This window comes from Veillonella parvula (genome assembly GCF_032550495.1).
GTDB classification, from domain to species: domain Bacteria; phylum Bacillota; class Negativicutes; order Veillonellales; family Veillonellaceae; genus Veillonella; species Veillonella parvula_G.
The window spans coordinates 78,225-94,131 of the sequence record NZ_JAWFZJ010000002.1 but is presented as its reverse complement, the minus strand read 5'-3'; the positions used below and the strand labels follow the sequence as shown (position 1 = coordinate 94,131).

Annotated in this window: 14 protein-coding genes and 2 pseudogenes; 2 read left to right on the top strand and 14 right to left on the bottom strand. The window is 36.3% G+C overall.

Annotation, left to right across the window (positions count from 1 at the left end; genetic code table 11):
* Positions 1-28: 28 nt before the first annotated feature.
* Positions 29-850 carry a hypothetical protein gene (locus tag E6X37_RS04615; protein WP_133300042.1) on the bottom strand — a complete coding sequence of 274 codons (822 nt, stop codon included), beginning with the start codon at positions 848-850 and terminating at the stop codon, positions 29-31.
* A gap of 949 nt (positions 851-1,799) precedes the next feature.
* Here E6X37_RS04615 and E6X37_RS04610 point away from each other — a divergent pair.
* Positions 1,800-1,970, top strand: a pseudogene (locus tag E6X37_RS04610) (class II fumarate hydratase); the annotation flags it as partial.
* A 144-nt stretch (positions 1,971-2,114) separates the two neighbouring features.
* Here the strand turns inward: E6X37_RS04610 and E6X37_RS04605 are convergent.
* The 6 genes and pseudogenes from E6X37_RS04605 to E6X37_RS04575 form a co-directional block, all read right to left on the bottom strand.
* Entirely contained in the window at positions 2,115-2,651 is a 537-nt protein-coding gene (locus E6X37_RS04605; protein WP_060919286.1) for a hypothetical protein, read from the bottom strand.
* Between the two features lie 995 nt (positions 2,652-3,646).
* Positions 3,647-4,740 (bottom strand): annotated as a pseudogene (locus tag E6X37_RS10390) (hemagglutinin repeat-containing protein); the annotation flags it as partial.
* Positions 4,741-4,952: 212 nt separating this feature from the next.
* On the bottom strand, positions 4,953-5,294 hold the full coding sequence (locus tag E6X37_RS04590; RefSeq protein WP_060919284.1) for a hypothetical protein: 342 nt from the start codon (positions 5,292-5,294) through the stop codon (positions 4,953-4,955).
* On the bottom strand, positions 5,294-5,920 hold the full coding sequence (locus tag E6X37_RS04585; protein WP_060919283.1) for a hypothetical protein: 627 nt from the start codon (positions 5,918-5,920) through the stop codon (positions 5,294-5,296). The genes E6X37_RS04590 and E6X37_RS04585 overlap by 1 nt, the downstream gene beginning before the upstream one ends.
* A gap of 23 nt (positions 5,921-5,943) precedes the next feature.
* Positions 5,944-6,285, bottom strand: a complete 342-nt coding sequence (locus E6X37_RS04580) for a hypothetical protein (RefSeq protein WP_060919282.1) — start codon at positions 6,283-6,285, stop codon at positions 5,944-5,946.
* A gap of 156 nt (positions 6,286-6,441) precedes the next feature.
* Positions 6,442-6,903, bottom strand: coding sequence for a hypothetical protein (locus E6X37_RS04575; RefSeq protein ID WP_060919281.1), 462 nt, complete (start codon positions 6,901-6,903; stop codon positions 6,442-6,444).
* A 467-nt stretch (positions 6,904-7,370) separates the two neighbouring features.
* Here E6X37_RS04575 and E6X37_RS04570 point away from each other — a divergent pair, with 467 nt between their 5' ends.
* Positions 7,371-8,102, top strand: a complete 732-nt coding sequence (locus E6X37_RS04570) for a copper amine oxidase N-terminal domain-containing protein (protein ID WP_004697745.1) — start codon at positions 7,371-7,373, stop codon at positions 8,100-8,102.
* Positions 8,103-8,269: 167 nt separating this feature from the next.
* On the opposite strand, the gene E6X37_RS04565 is transcribed toward E6X37_RS04570, so the two are convergent.
* The 7 genes from E6X37_RS04565 to hisF all read right to left on the bottom strand — a co-directional run bounded on the left by E6X37_RS04565 (position 8,270) and on the right by hisF (position 15,800).
* Positions 8,270-9,895 carry an AsmA family protein gene (locus E6X37_RS04565; protein ID WP_316689593.1) on the bottom strand — a complete coding sequence of 542 codons (1,626 nt, stop codon included), beginning with the start codon at positions 9,893-9,895 and terminating at the stop codon, positions 8,270-8,272.
* Between the two features lie 223 nt (positions 9,896-10,118).
* Complete coding sequence (locus E6X37_RS04560) at positions 10,119-11,951, bottom strand: carbon starvation CstA family protein (RefSeq protein ID WP_316689591.1); 1,833 nt, start codon at positions 11,949-11,951, stop codon at positions 10,119-10,121.
* A 276-nt stretch (positions 11,952-12,227) separates the two neighbouring features.
* A complete protein-coding gene (gene hisH, locus E6X37_RS04555) occupies positions 12,228-12,854 on the bottom strand; it encodes an imidazole glycerol phosphate synthase subunit HisH (protein ID WP_316689590.1) in 627 nt (208 codons plus the stop codon).
* Positions 12,855-12,932: 78 nt separating this feature from the next.
* The gene (gene hisC, locus E6X37_RS04550; protein WP_316689589.1) at positions 12,933-14,009 is read right to left on the bottom strand and encodes a histidinol-phosphate transaminase; all 1,077 of its coding nucleotides are present in this window, start codon (positions 14,007-14,009) and stop codon (positions 12,933-12,935) included.
* 125 nt (positions 14,010-14,134) lie between these two features.
* Complete coding sequence (gene hisE / locus E6X37_RS04545) at positions 14,135-14,461, bottom strand: phosphoribosyl-ATP diphosphatase (protein WP_302682739.1); 327 nt, start codon at positions 14,459-14,461, stop codon at positions 14,135-14,137.
* Between the two features lie 2 nt (positions 14,462-14,463).
* Positions 14,464-14,781, bottom strand: coding sequence for a phosphoribosyl-AMP cyclohydrolase (hisI, locus tag E6X37_RS04540; protein WP_270279303.1), 318 nt, complete (start codon positions 14,779-14,781; stop codon positions 14,464-14,466).
* A 260-nt stretch (positions 14,782-15,041) separates the two neighbouring features.
* Positions 15,042-15,800 carry an imidazole glycerol phosphate synthase subunit HisF gene (gene hisF / locus E6X37_RS04535; protein ID WP_287517771.1) on the bottom strand — a complete coding sequence of 253 codons (759 nt, stop codon included), beginning with the start codon at positions 15,798-15,800 and terminating at the stop codon, positions 15,042-15,044.
* Between the last annotated feature and the right edge of the window lie 107 nt (positions 15,801-15,907).

The window sequence follows — 15,907 nt, the reverse complement described above, 5'->3', positions numbered from 1 at the left end:
CACTTAATTATAGCATATAAAGAATTACTTATAGCACAACATCCTCATGTAATTCATCAAAGGTAAAAGCATATTCTTCCACACGCATAATCTCTTCCCAATCATTATGTAATAAAAGAGAGAGATGGATTGTATCCTGTTCCTCCAATATATCTGCACCAACACAATAACATGGAAATGAAAAAGAGATTAATTTACTTTCCCTAGCATTCTCTATATTAATAAGCTGTAGCTGTTTTTCACCAATTGCTAACAAATATCTATTAGAGGCCATTAGTTGATAGTATTTGATAGAAACTACATCTGGAATTTCAATAACACGTGTACCATCTACAATTATTATATTTTTAGAGTCATGACAAATTAATTTATGATTTCTAAAATACGTCACTATTCCATTATATCTATTTCGATACTCATTAAATGGATATTCATTAACAGAATCAAGATCTAGCACTGTAACTTTAAAGTCAATTAAATCCAAAGATACTACATTCTTACTCGTACCTATCATAATATAGTCTTTGCCAAAACAATGTAAGTCTGAAAAACATAAATCTTGCAAATCACTAGGAAGCTCTATTAGTTTAACCCAACTACTCTCAATATCAATTAAGCACAGAAATGCTTCTAACTTAAAAAGTATCCTATTATTGACGTAATCTATATATCTGGCTTCAGGGAAAAATAGATTTTCATCTACCTTAATTTTTTTCACTTCATTCCATGAGGAGTCCAATACAATAATCCCTTGATGGTTATTATTTATTATGCTATATGGTCCTATTCGTTCTAACATACAAATATCATTTTGGTTATATCTACTATATAAAGACTTAATAGGTTTCATAATCATTACCTTAAATCCTTTCTAAGTTTTTTGCTACGGTCTTGAGATCCCTCCCTAATCACTCCAGTTATAGGATCTGCTTCTCCTAAATGATTTCCATTTTTATCAAATACTTCTAAGTGAGCATCTACACCTTTATGAAAATATAGCTTTTAAAAAATTTTTATTGTTAGCAGGCATTCCTACTTCTCCCTTGATTCTCAATAAAGGGAATATACTTTTTCTTTACAACTTAAACGCTACAAAAAATCATAAAATTTCAATACACCTAGAACCGCTAATAAATAAAAGAATACAATCCACACTACATACATCTGTTTTTTTCTAGCCCAATCATAATAACGACTGTGTGATGACTGCCTGAATAGTGTAGCTGCAACTAAAACAGGTTGTAAAAACCAAGCCATAACAATTGGCACGGCTATGTAATCTAAGAAATAAAACATGCTAAAAAGCATGAATGGGTATGTAATAATTATCGCCCAAGAGATAAATTTAATAAAACTATAATTAGAATTAGCAATTAAAGATACTAGTAATGGTGAAAGTTTTTTTCTTAAGAGTATCTTATATATGATCCAATAGAGAACAATTGCCGAGTAAAAGATGACTACGAAAACTAATGGTAAATGAATATGCACAAATGCTAACCTCTTTTACGTCTTAAATAGTTATAAATATAGGTCCATACCACATAGCTCAAAAGGATTACAATATATAGAGTAACAAAAAAATGAAAATCGACTTCATCCTCGATCATTTCAGGATTTGTAACAATAGTAAAAGGGATAATTATAAGAAAGAAAAGTACAACGCCCCTCACAAAATAATTATAAATTTTTAAAAATAACATATGAGTATTCCTATCATTAAAACTACTCGTTTACAACACAACTAAAATTTTAATTCTAATATATCACAAAATTTATATAAGTTTATATAATAAAAATTAGAACAATCCATCATGATTGCCACATCCTTAACACCATACATCGGTTATGATAAGAGTACTAAGATAGTAAAAGAACCATACAAACGCGGTTGCTCTATTAAAGAAATCATATTGGAAGAAAAACTCATGACCGAAGACGAATTCGGTGAAGCAGTTCGCATGAAATAAAATCTCTCTCATCTTTATAACATATCTGTAACATCCTCTCATACCTCAAATGAACGGAATAAAAAAGGACGCTATAGTTCTAAATCAATCAGTATAACGACTGAAGATTAGACTATAGCGTCCTTTTTAGATTTATTGAAACAACTATATTAAGCTTTTATCATTACCTGTTATATTTCTTAGAACTTGAAGCCATTTTGGTTCTCGATTTACGTCAACATAAGTAGGTAATCGTTTATCAATTCTATCAATTAACTTTTGATAGAGCTTTTTCTCTTTATCACTTAACGATTGACTGCTATCATACACTACAACCTGTCGTTTCTTAGCTTTATCTTTATAAGAAGCAATTTCTTTTAAAAGTGAGGCTCTATCATCGACTTCAATAAGATAGTGAATACTCCCCTCATTACCATTTACAAAAATAGCACCAAAAGACGTTAAACATGCAATCTCATAATCATTATAAACTTCAACAGTCAGTATTTCTCCTGGAACATACAAATCATAATCCATATCATTAAGATACCCAGCCTCCCTACCAAGAGAAGAGTCATAATTAGAGGTAGCTAAAAAGGTTGTTGTAGAAGCAACATAGGTAATTATATATATAGCTACAATACTAATAAATATAATTACAAAATAACCCATCCTTTTCAGTAAAGATTTTAGTACTATCATTTAGTATATACCTTTCCATTAGACTTATTGAAGTAAAAATTAGAAGTTACCTCAAAAGAAAACGGAGTAATTAAACCTTGTTGTTGTAAATCATAAAAGAAATTATTGGCCCATCTAATCCACTTATCTTTTATATCACTAGCATCCTCTTTATATTCATAATTAGATCTATCGAAACCTAAAAGTTTGACATCATAATAATCACCATGCTTTATAACTTTTAATCTAGCAGCCATTCTTCCTACCGATGCCCCTAAATCAGACCAGGCGCCACCCTTTTCAGTCTTAGCAAAATTAATATCAATACGTTTTAAAACACTATTTGTATCCTTATCAAAATCCTCATCACGCAAAGAAACTAAAATATCTTTAATGCCATTTGACTGCGCAATTGTTTTTGCTAAAATACTTTTCGAGTTATACTTTTCCATACTACCATTCCCAGTTCTCATTTTTTCAAAAAAAACTGTTAACACAGGATATTTAGATTTAAGTACATTACGTTCAAAAGCCATCCCGGCTTCCTTTGCTGTGTAGTAAATTATATTCTGACGTTTATTAACATCTCTTTCTTTATTAATATCAATATCCTTTTCCTTCTCTAATCTTATTGCTTCATCCAAGGCTCTCCTATCTTCATCAACATAAATAGCTTTAACCGGTACAACATCAGTAAACACATACCCTTGTTTGACTAACTCTTTTTGTAATCTAATTTGTTCATCCTTCAATAAACTATAATGATGTTCAAAGTCAGAGATACTTTGATAGGATAAATTGCCATATGAAATAAGAAAATCCTCCCAATGAGATAAATCCCAATATGATTCTGACATTATCTCCCAAGATTTGGCTTTATCACTATCTTTTTCAGCTATACTCCTTAAATTCTCCAAAAGGAATATTACTTCACGCTCACTTAAACTTTCTCCATTCTTTTTCTTTAAATATTTTTTTGCCAAATATATTGTATCTGGATTTGTTGTTAAATATTGATTCCATTTAGTCCCATATTGTGCTTCAGCTGCACCTGTCACAGGGGAATAGCCTAAGCTACCATTTACAGCAGCACCTAATAAAGCACTTAATGTTTGAGCTACATCAGGTTTTTCTTTTGCAATTTTTTGAATCTCTCCAATTAATGCTTCATTGGTAGCTCCAGCATAAAACCCACTACCCGGTTTATTCCCTGCCATACGAGCAGATACTTCAGCGACTACACCATGGGCTATTGCTTTTGCGGCTTTACCTTCTTTAGAGATTGGATTCCAATTATGTAATTGTTCAAAGGCTTCTTTTGCAAATAACTTAGATAATTCTTGACGTTCTTCAATTTTCTTTTTATCAAAGATTTCATCAAGCTTATTCAAGCTATCTTTTGTATCTCGAGACAGTGTTTGCATATTAAAGCCAGCATCTCGTACTTCTATTGTACCATTTGAAATAGCAGATTTTGTAGTAGTAGAAGTAGATTTGCTAGAGTCTGGTAACAGATTAGGTAATGTGCCTAATGTGTTCCACACAGCATCTTTTCCTGCTTTACTAAGGTTCTTAAAATTACAAAGCCACCATCACCTGCATATATCCCCGCTTGATCAGTAACACTTGCATAATCACTTTTCATTTTACCTTTGCTTGAGCTCATAGATACATTACTTAGAGAACCCGCATTTGTAGATATACTAAACCCTTTATTAGAGCTTTCACCTACATATGTCTTTGTATCTTGTAAGCTTTCAATAGAAAGATTTCCACCTACGTCGGTTGTTACAGATTTACCAATTACCTTGGAGCCACTGATATAGGTATCCTTTCCTGATGTAATATTAACAGCATCCGTACCTACAACAGTAGTACCAGTATGTGTTGTTACCTTTGTATTACCCTTTTGTTTTGCAGCATTAGCACTTGCATCAAAACCAAGTATACCGCCACCAGCAACACTAATATTAGCCCCAACAGACTAGCCTTTACTCTTAGCATTTTCAAGCTTTTCACTTGTATTCGTTGCCGCTTGTAAAGATACATCATTAGAAGCCACTAATTTGACTGATTTACCTGAAATTGCTTCACCAACAGCTTTAATGTTCGCATGAAATAAACTCTCTTTCAGCTCTATGACTTATCTGTAACATCCACGCAGACCTCAAATGAGCGATTAAATAAAAAGACGCTATAGTTCTAAACCATTCTGTATATACTACTGAAGATTAGACTATAGCGTCCTTTTTATGTTTATATACCTTATATTAGAGTTACATATTAATCAATAAAATCCTACTATATACATTATCAAAGTATCTAATAATAGGTTAAAACATATAAATATATGTATAAAGCGACTAGAAATAACCAAGTATATACGCCTACTTTAAAATTGGACTGATATTTCTCTACTTTATCACTTTCAAACTCGTCATTCTTAAGCATGAAATACATCCCAACCAAAGAAATTCCCATGCAAACTATTGTCAGAAAAAATAATACAAATACTGGGGCAAATTCATGAAGCAAAGCTATTCCGCTTCCCATTGCAAGGCCTAAAAATGTAATAATTCTAGCTAAAGTAAGCTTACCTTTATGAGTAATAAGTTTGTATATGAGAAATATAATCCCCAATATTATAATCAAATCTCGAGACATTACTTAACTACATCCTTTTTCAAATTAGACTTAATCTTATCTTTATAATAGTCTCCCGTTGTCGCCAAAGTAACACCAACGACAAAAGAACCTGCTGGTCCACCAGCACTGCCAGCAACACCTCCACCCAATCCGAAAACTACAGGAAGTAAATCCGCGCCCCAAGCTTTAGCTAGTTCTCGACCACTGTACATTTGGTAATCATTTTGCATATCGTAAAGTAAGTAACCTATTAAAACAGGCCCTCCAACTTTCGCTACAGTTCGAGTAAATTTTGATGCGTTCTCTGCATAATGCACATATCCAACCCATGGTTGATTTCCCACCTCTGATAATACATTTTGAGCAACTGACTTTCCTAAAGCCTCCTTAGTCCAAACAAATTCTGAATTATTAGAATTTTTTAGTATTTCACTATGATTAAAAGACAAGAACTTCGGTTTATCAAACGAACCAGCTTTATACTCTTTTGTTCTTTTAATTATAATATCAATTACTTCTCTTCCATCAGATCTATAATAGTTATATATAAATCCATATGTGGGATTAACAGCACCTATTTTTTCTTTATATTGATGAATATGGTTTCTTATTAAAGAATATAATTTACACAAAATTATTGACACTACCCTCAATAACAAGGATATAGCTAATAATAAATCAAAATATATAGAAAAATATATAAAGTTATCATAAATATCCAGGAGTATAAAGCCCCTTTATATAGCTTTTGATGCTTTTGGGCTTTATCCTCATCATAATTCTCACTACTTGGCACAAAATACATTCCTATTAAAGAAATACCGAGACAAATTAGCCACCAAAATAGTAAAACAAATGGAGATATCAGTTTACTCAGCAATACTAATCCACAACCGACAATAATAGAAACCGTTGCAATAATTCTAGCTAAACTAAGCTTACCTTCATGTGTAATAAGTTTGTATACGAGAAATATAATCCCCAATATTATAATCAAATCTTGATACATTACTTATCTACATCCTTTTTTAAATTAAATTTAATTTCATCTTTAACGCAATCGCCAAGTGTTGCTCCAGTAATACCAATAACAAAAGCACCTGCAAGACCAGCAGCAAGACCTCCAACACTTATTATAGAGCCTATTTAAATACTGTAATTCATACTAATGCCATGGCGTTAGCAAAACCCATTTACTGGGAACTGTAATGGCATAATTATCATCATCATAATAACGATCATCAGAATACTTCAACTTAAATCCATAATCAGTATGTAAATAAGGGCCCTCCGAATAATATGTGCTAAATGATGAATCAAATTTGTGATAGACTAAATATTTATAGTTGAATGTTCCATTAAACAAATAGTTATATTTACAAAAAATAATTTTATCATCATCTTCACGATAGCATAATACTTTTTCAAATATAACAAGCGGTTCATCAAAAAGACTATCTTTATAAATTACGTTTCCATTATTTAAAATTTGAATCTTTAATCCTTCAAAGCATTCCGTAGCATAGCGCTCCGCAAAGATAAAAACATATATTCGTTCTACTGGATTTAAGATTAAACATATCCCGATACATAATAGTATAAAAATGATATAACGTTTTAATTTCATTATTATTTTCACTACATATTACCTCGATCCTCTTCATAGATACCCCTTAAAGTTTTTTATCTGAACCATTTAACTAAATACAAGCCCAACAGAACATATACGTTTCCTACTATCAAGCCTAAACTTCACACTATTCTCAGGATGTAAGAAATAAATTATCAGAAAATCATACTATTCTTAACTTATCAAATTTAAAATCAATTTGAACACGAGAGTTAGTCACAGTCCTCATTTCCTGCATATGAACACCAATACTATTAATCATGTTTCCTCAGAATAGCATAATTAAAGTTTTGTTGTAAAGTATAAATATATTTTACAATCAAGCCTAGGTATAAAATCGATAAATTTACTCCTTCTCCTTTATCAGTTTTATAAAATTAAAATTCATAATATAATATTCATATATCCATGTTATAGTACCCATTATGATTTATCGTTACGTTTTATACACAATGGAGGTTACCATGAAATTAAAACAACTGATTTTGTCCGGTATAGCCGTTGGAGCGCTAGCTTTCACAAGCGGAATGGTGCAACCTGCCCAGGCAGCAGTCGGAACGGAGACAGCTACAACGACACAGAGTTTAAAAAGACCTGCATCAGTAACGACACAGCATTATATCAATGTAGATGGCATATTATTAGAGCCCATAGATAATAAACCAAATGTTATCTATGTTGACGGTCAACCACTCGTAGCGTTACGTCAAGTATCAGAAGCATTAGGTTATAAAGTATCTTGGGATGCCCCTACAAAAACGGCATTAATCGATATGAATATTGCTACCTTAGCGGTACAACCAGACTCTAAACAAGTCGTGCGCAAGGGTAAACTGCAAATCATCAACCTTGATACATCCGAATCTTTGCTACCTGCAGCACGTATGGTAGACGGAATTCTATATGTAAGTCCGAACGCATTCAAACTCTTGTTAAATGATGTAACTATCAATAAAGACGAAATCTATATCGTTCCACAACAAAGTCAGTTGGCCACTGATTCAAACACGCAAAAAGGCAAACGAAATGGTATCGAAACATTTTTACCGGATCAAGGGGATAAAGTAATTCCATACGAAGAAGCGGAAGCCAAAGAAAAGAAACCTCTTATTACGGTAAAACGAACTAATACCAAAACAGATACTAAAGACACAGAAAATACCGAATACGTACGCTCTAACGGATTAAACAGATAATAAAATCTTTCGTATAGCTACATACAATTTAGCACCTTATAACTTAAAGAAGGCAACTCATCACCATGATGGATTGCCTTCTTTTTATAATTTTTGCTAGTTTATTATTTTTGTTACTTTATATTGTTACTGTATTGTTCTTCTTCCCCTTTACGGCTCAATACAGTTTATTGCTTACTGTTTTTTGACAGATTATCTAAGCTATCTTTTGCCGAATCCATACTCCGCTTCAGATCCTTCATGGATTCTTTTATGTCCGGCGCTGTAAGGCCAGATTTGTCGATGCCTTTTGCAGAGTCAGAGGCACGCTTACTATTTTCCCTGGCCTGTTTCATATCATCTTTAATGCGAGTCATATTTTCATCAATTTCGTCAAATGACTCATCATACAGAATAAAATTACTGCCTCCGTGAGACGTAATATTAAGCGGCCCCATCGTAAGCTGTCCATCATCGATACGCAGAGCATCCGTAGTGATAGTGGTGATTTTCGTATGTACTTTCACATCGCTAAAGGATAAATGTCGCCCTTTATTGTGAAAGTTTCCCGTAATACTTTGAATTGGAATCAGCATATAGTGCCCTTCACCAGACCAGAAGTTCCCCCATACCTCCATGTCTCGAGGTTGGCCTTCACTTTTAAAGTTCAAATTTGCCGATACGGGCACGAGAAACTCAGGAGCCTTGAGAGCTACACTACTATCTAAATCCTTTGCTACGCCTGTAATCGTATAGGCTCGAGTGTCCAAATTATATACACCTTTAGCCTCCAATTTACCGCTGTATACATTGGCACTAACGTTTTCAAAATTCAAAATACCATCTTGGTACGTCACATCGCCTACTACATTCTCAAAAGTAAGTGCAGGAATGCGTAAAATAGGCATCGTCACACGCCCTTTAGCAAAAGGACGGTTAAAATCACCTGTTACCTTTGTAAGCAAGGTCATGGCATCATGAATATTCTCACCAAAGCCTAGTGATGATGGATCCACCCCTTTCACATCAAATTGTAGATCCAGTTGAGGCATGCGATGCTTTAAAACATCCTTTAAATCTACACGACCTTTTAATACGAGACCATCCCCTATGGCGGTACCACCAAATTTGCCCGTCTCCATATCGATACGAATCGCTCGCTTACTATCAAGATCAATTTTTGAGTTTACATTCTTTATCACATAATGGCGATTTCTATTAAAGACCTCTAACTGACTATTTCTAATTGTAATCTTAAGATCTAAATGTTGACCTTGCCAATTAAAGTTACGTACTTTCTTACCTAGTTCCTCTTGCCGTTCTTGTGTGGTCTTTTTAGGTGCTTTCGGACGAGGCTCTACCTCATTAATTGGTTTATTTACATCTGGAGATATGGGCGCGAAATCTAACCGATTATTATCGTCTAAATCAATAACTATAACCGCATCATCTAATTCAATGCCCTTGATAGCAGAGGATTTAAAGTTACGTGTCACTACATCCCACATATTGACGCGAACTTTCCCACTTGGTGCATTGAGCAACTCATGCCCTTCTGGGTCCTTCCAAACAAGGCCTGTAAAAGTCAGAGTCCCCCATGGGGTAGCAGATAAACTTTCAACAGTAACCGTACCGCGCATCATCGTTTGTCGAGCCATAACCTCATTAAAAATAACGCCCATTCCACGACTAGCAATGGTTGCTAGTACAAAGACTATAATCGCTCCAATGGCAAGAAAGGCAGCAATGCCTTTTAGGCCTTTCTTATACAATTGTTTATATTTTGTCCAATAAGAACGTATATAATGTTTCATAGCCCTATTATAGCATGTTCAAATAACAATACCCATGCGGTGTTGCCTGTATCAAATATATTGACCATAAGAAACTCTTTTCCATATAAAAAGCGCCTTGCTCACAGAAAACTCTGCATGCAAGGCGCCGTTACCTAACTATTTTATAAAAAAGGCAGCAAATTTATAGAGTAAAAGTGCACCCACAAATGTGAGTGCACTGTATATATTGCAATAATCAATATTATGCTTTTACTTCTTTACCGTATTTTACAAGGCTTTCAGCTTCGATTTCAGCTTGAGTCCGATAGTCTTGAGGAATATTGGACAAGCGAATCCAGCTACGTACAGCTTCAATTAATACGATAAGGATCATGAGGAACATAGCAGCACTAAATGCTACTAGAATCCATTTACCAGCAGGAATATAGCTGTAGAATACATTTTCATAGTCTGCAGCGATAGCCACGATAGCCATTAAGATACAAGGAATACCTGTTACCCATGCATAGCGTTTGCGGCCAAGTCTCATGATAACTGTAGTACCTACGGCCAATGTCATGGTACCTAATAATTGGTTCGATACACCGAATAGAGGCCAGATAATACCGATGTTACCTTGTAGAACTAGGTAGCCCCACAAGATACAAATTAAAGCAGCACAACCATACACACCAGGAGCCCAGTGTTGGTCGTTGAATTTAGGATGGAAATGACCTAACAATTCTTGAAGTAAGTAACGACCTACACGGGTACCAGCATCGATTAATGTCATGATGAACAATGCTTCAAACATGATACAGAAATGATACCAGTAACCCATCAAGTGATCCATATTAGGCAATCTGGAGAAGATATGAGCCATACCTACTGCAAGGGATACGGCACCACCAGGACGGTGCATCAAGTCTTCACCAACCATTGCAGACAATGCTGGCAATTCATGAACTTGAAGACCTAAGGCTTTAAAAGATTCAACTGTGGAGTTAATAGCGAAATAATCATCTGGATGCAATGCAGTAGCTGCAATCAACGCCATCATAGCGATGAAGCCTTCTGTTAACATCGCACCATAACCGATAGGTAAGATTTCTCGTTCATTAGTAAGCATTTTAGGTGTTGTACCTGTAGCAATAACAGTATGGAAGCCAGATAACGCACCACATGCGATAGTAATGAAGATGTAAGGGAATACGGAACCTTTCAATACAGGGCCGCCGCCATAGATATAAGGAGTAATAGCCGGCATCTGAATTTCAGGCATTACAATGATAATACCAAGTGCCAATGCGCCGATTGTACCGATTTTAAGGTATGTAGACAAATAGTCACGAGGAGCAAGTAACAACCATACTGGCAATGCAGCTGCAAAGAAACCATACACAGCAAGCATAATTTCAATGGTTTGCAAGTCGTATGTGAACCAAGATGCATATTCGCTAGCCGCTATATTTGGGCCGTAGATGATAGCTGCGAAAATTAAGGCTACACCAATAATAGTCGCCTCTTGGATTTTACCAGGACGCAACCATTTCAAATAAATACCAATAAAAATAGCGATTGGAATGGTAGCAAATACGGAGAAGAATCCCCAAGGAGAGTTATGCAATGCATTAGCTACTACTACGGCCATACCAGCAAGGGTAATGATCAATAGGAATAAGGTAGCAAGCATAGCACCGAAACCAGCTAGTTTACTGATTTCTTCGCGAACAATATCCGCAATAGACTTACCATCATAGCGAACGGAAGCGAACAAGATAACCATGTCATGCACAGCACCGGCTAATACGGAACCAATTAGGATCCATAATGCGCCAGGCAAATACCCAAACTGTGCTGCGATAACAGGACCTACCAGTGGACCTGCACCAGCAATTGCTGCAAAGTGATGACCAAAGGTTACCCATTTGTTGGTTGGCACGTAATCGTGACCATCATTGTGAACCATAGCTGGCGTTGGACGATATTGATCCAATGTCAGTACCTTAGCCGCTATAAAAGCCCCATAAAAGCGGTACGCTAAAATTAGAATACACGCGGAGGCAATAACTAAGTAAATACCATTCATAACCATATAAACACCTCCAATTATCACGTGACATGGAGTATATGAATATTACTGATAAAACTTATGTATCCATGCCACAATGGCTTCCTAAAATGTTAGTACTTACAACATTATTGTATAACTAATCAACAAGGTGTCAATTATTAATTTCTCATTTTGAAAGTTAAGTATAACTATAAAGCATAATAACGGCATTTTCTACCTATGAGATGTCGTTATTATCCTAGATATATTGGTTACTGAATGACTTATTCCTATCTGTAATGAAAGATAGCTATATCCCTATTCTCCTGCTGTTCTATAAGTTTTTGTAATAGTCCCAAATGTACGCAACAAATTTAGACCTACGACACCGCTTTTTTCAGGATGGAATTGCATTCCATATACTCTACCTCGTTCTACAATGCCAGGTACATCGATACCATAATTTGCAGTAGATGTAATATATTCAGGATCTGTATCCACATAATAGGAATGAACGAAATATGTATATTGATCATCTACATTGCTAAAAGCACTATGAGGCTGGTGTACTACATTTTTATTCCAACCCATATGAGGCACGCTAAGACCTAGATCGCGAGGGATTTCTTTTACCTTACCTGGAATAAGTCCTAAACCAGGAGTTGGACCGTATTCTTCAGATTCTTCAAATAAAAGTTGCATTCCTAAACAAATACCTAATAAAGGAATTTCACGCTTTACTACCTCACGAATGACATCAACTAAACCATGCTCTTTTAGAACTGCCATCGCCGGCGCATATGCGCCTACACCTGGCAAGAGAACGCCATCAGCATTTAGTATTGTCTCAGGATCTGCCGTTAGCACTGCCTCAAGACCGATGTAAGCTAAGGCTTTCTGGACATTGAAGGTATTCCCTGCATCATAATCTATAATGGCAATCATAATAAACTCCATTCTATAGGGTAAAACACGATAAGATAAAGTAAAACGTATTACAAATTATACATTATTCTGTACAAATTAATTCATGAAATCTCTTAATATCTTGCGCATAACATCCCCATCTTGAGGCATTGGAATTGTAAGGCGTAACCATCCTTCTCGTTGACCTCGGCGCACTTGGTAACCTGATTTGAGCCAAGCATCTGCAAGGCCTTCCGCATCAGGCGATGCAAAGAAAATAAAATTTGCTTCGCTTTTATAGTAGTGAATACCTAGTTCATCAAAGAGGCTTTCCCATTTTGTCCGTTCCTCTGCATTTTGAGAGACCGTTCTCGCCACGAATTCTTGATCACCGAAAGCGGCTTCTGCAGCCACTTGAGATAAGGTATTCAAATTGTACGGCAAGCGAATAGTTTGCATATAATTGGCCAACTCTAAAGGTGTCATCATGTAGCCTACACGGTAGTTAGCAAGGCCATAAGCCTTCGAGAAGGTACGCATGATAGTCACATTGGGAAATTCATCCAATAGCGCACGTGCCGTAGGAACTGCTACGGAGGTAACAAAATCGATATACGCCTCGTCTATGATAACCAAGGTTTCCTTTGGTACAGCTGCTACAAATTTGCGGATATCTTCAACAGACTCATAGGTGCCCGTTGGATTATTAGGATTACAAATCCACACGAGGCGTGTCGTTTCATCTACAGCTTTCACGAGAGCAGAAAAATCATACTGCCCCGTTTCAAAATCAGCTGGCACCTCGCGAATCTCAGCACCTTCCACGAGGCCATTCAAGGCATATTCCGAAAAGGCTGGCACGCTTACTACGATGGAGTCACCAGCGGTAATCAATGTTTTATTGACCATGGCGATGACCTCATCGAGACCTACGCCGATGACGAGTTGCTCAGGTTGTACCTGCCAGTAGTCAGCGAGTTTCATACGCAAATCGGAGGCGTTGCCATCCGGATAATAGTTGGCATCATTATGAGTTACATAGCTAAGGATAGCCTCCCGTACCAATGGCGATGTGCCGTATGGATTTTCATTTGCCGACAAGCGCACCAAACGGTCTACACCAAGGCGCTCTTTCACCGCTTCAGCCGGCTCCTCAGGTATATAAGGTTTCAATGTGCGAATTATCTCTTTCATAGGCTATCCTTTCTAACTATTGTCTTAATGTATATAAACGCGTTTTACCTCATTTTGTGTTTATAAACTCGTCTTAACGCATATAAACACATGAGTAATCGTAGGAACTCATAACGCGATGTACATTATAAATTTGTAATCTCTGGGCGCTCCGTAGTCTTGCTCACTACCCCTTCGCGACTCGCTAGTTCAGCTTCAATGGCTTCGTAAGGAATATTTTTCTCCGCTAATAACACGAGCAAGTGATATAACACATCTGCTGTTTCGTAAACCAGCTCCTGTGGATCATCATTTTTTGCGGCGATTACTACCTCTGTAGCCTCTTCACCAACTTTTTTCAAGATTTTATCGAGTCCTTTGTCGAATAAATAATTCGTATAAGACCCTTCCTTTGGCTGTGCCTTACGGTTTTTAATAATTTCGTATAATTCGTTCAGTGTTTGCTGTGCCATACTTAACTCCGTTCTACTTCATTAAAGAAACAACTTGTACGCCCAGTATGACAGGCAGGACCTTCAGGCTTAACTTGAATGAGCAAGGTATCTCCATCACAATCGAGGGCCATACTCACCACATGCTGCACATTGCCGCTAGTCCCCCCCTTATGCCATAGTTCTTGACGAGATCGAGACCAAAACCACGTTTCCTTTGTTTCTAGTGTTTTGTGAAAGCTTTCTTCGTTCATCCACGCCACCATGAGGACGTCCTTAGTCTCCGCATCCTGCACAACCGTTGGCAGTAAGCCATTCCCTTTTTCAAAATCTGGTTTCATATTTTATCCTTTATCAAAAGTAACCACTAATCCGTTATCCTATGTCAGTTTGTGTATCTATCGCTACATCTGTATCTGTATTTATGTATGCATTTTATTCTATATCTATATATGTATCTACATCTTCATATATTTCTAACTCTATCTATTACTATTTCTATTTCTATTTTCTGTTTATCTATAAACAAACTATTTAACTAACTCTAAACATATAGAGTAGCAAAGAATTTACGAAAGATAGTGATTTTTTTAGATCTATTTTAGCGCACTGTAATTCCGTGAGCTCGTAGTTCTTGCTTGAGTTCAGGAATTTTAACTTCCCCAAAGTGAAATATAGATGCCGCCAAAGCACCAGTAACGCCTGTTTTTTCAAAAAGCTCTACAAAATCTTGCACGGTACCGGCACCACCAGATGCTATGATAGGTACATTTACGACGGACTCTATGGCCTTATATAGTTCAATATCAAAACCGGATTTTGTACCATCTTTGTCCATACTCGTCACTAGTAATTCCCCTGCTCCACGAGCTACGGCCTCTTTTGCCCAATCTAGAGCTTTCCATTCTGTACGCTTGCGACCGCCGTGAGTATAGGCATACCATTCGCCAGTTTCTTCATCTGTTTTCACATCAATGGCTACCACCATACATTGATTGCCAAACTTTTGAGCCCCTTCTGTGATAAGTTCAGGATTAGCAAGAGCCGCAGAGTTCAAAGATACCTTGTCCGCACCAGCTTTCAGCAAAGCCGTCATATCATCAACACTCTTGATACCACCACCCACGGTGAGTGGCATAAATACTTGTGTAGAGATTTCTTGTACCACATCGCGCATAGTGGTCCGCGCATCAACGGTGGCCGTAATATCTAAAAATACAAGCTCATCAGCTTGTTGCTGCTCATAGGATGCCGCAATGTCTACGGGACTGCCTACGTCTACGAGATTAACAAAGTTAACCCCTTTTTTTACGCGTCCATCATCTACATCTAGGCAGGGAATAATCCGTTTCGCTAACATAAAGCTCCTTTCCATCGAGTGTCACTCAATATAATTCAGCTGTTACGCCCAATACATTTCAACAGTTATACTCAACATATTTCATTGACTATGCACAATATATATTG

Bases quoted from the DNA above. Each gene is read 5' to 3' on its own strand.
- E6X37_RS04615 (WP_133300042.1), bottom strand. From the start codon at position 850: ATGAAACCTATTAAGTCTTTATATAGTAGATATAACCAAAATGATATT.
- E6X37_RS04605 (WP_060919286.1), bottom strand. From the start codon at position 2,651: ATGATAGTACTAAAATCTTTACTGAAAAGGATGGGTTATTTTGTAATT.
- E6X37_RS04590 (WP_060919284.1), bottom strand. From the start codon at position 5,294: ATGTCTCGAGATTTGATTATAATATTGGGGATTATATTTCTCATATAC.
- E6X37_RS04580 (WP_060919282.1), bottom strand. From the start codon at position 6,285: ATGTATCAAGATTTGATTATAATATTGGGGATTATATTTCTCGTATAC.
- E6X37_RS04575 (WP_060919281.1), bottom strand. From the start codon at position 6,903: ATGAAATTAAAACGTTATATCATTTTTATACTATTATGTATCGGGATA.
- E6X37_RS04570 (WP_004697745.1), top strand. From the start codon at position 7,371: ATGAAATTAAAACAACTGATTTTGTCCGGTATAGCCGTTGGAGCGCTA.
- E6X37_RS04565 (WP_316689593.1), bottom strand. From the start codon at position 9,895: ATGAAACATTATATACGTTCTTATTGGACAAAATATAAACAATTGTAT.
- E6X37_RS04560 (WP_316689591.1), bottom strand. From the start codon at position 11,951: ATGGTTATGAATGGTATTTACTTAGTTATTGCCTCCGCGTGTATTCTA.
- hisH (WP_316689590.1), bottom strand. From the start codon at position 12,854: ATGATTGCCATTATAGATTATGATGCAGGGAATACCTTCAATGTCCAG.
- hisC (WP_316689589.1), bottom strand. From the start codon at position 14,009: ATGAAAGAGATAATTCGCACATTGAAACCTTATATACCTGAGGAGCCG.
- hisE (WP_302682739.1), bottom strand. From the start codon at position 14,461: ATGGCACAGCAAACACTGAACGAATTATACGAAATTATTAAAAACCGT.
- hisI (WP_270279303.1), bottom strand. From the start codon at position 14,781: ATGAAACCAGATTTTGAAAAAGGGAATGGCTTACTGCCAACGGTTGTG.
- hisF (WP_287517771.1), bottom strand. From the start codon at position 15,800: ATGTTAGCGAAACGGATTATTCCCTGCCTAGATGTAGATGATGGACGC.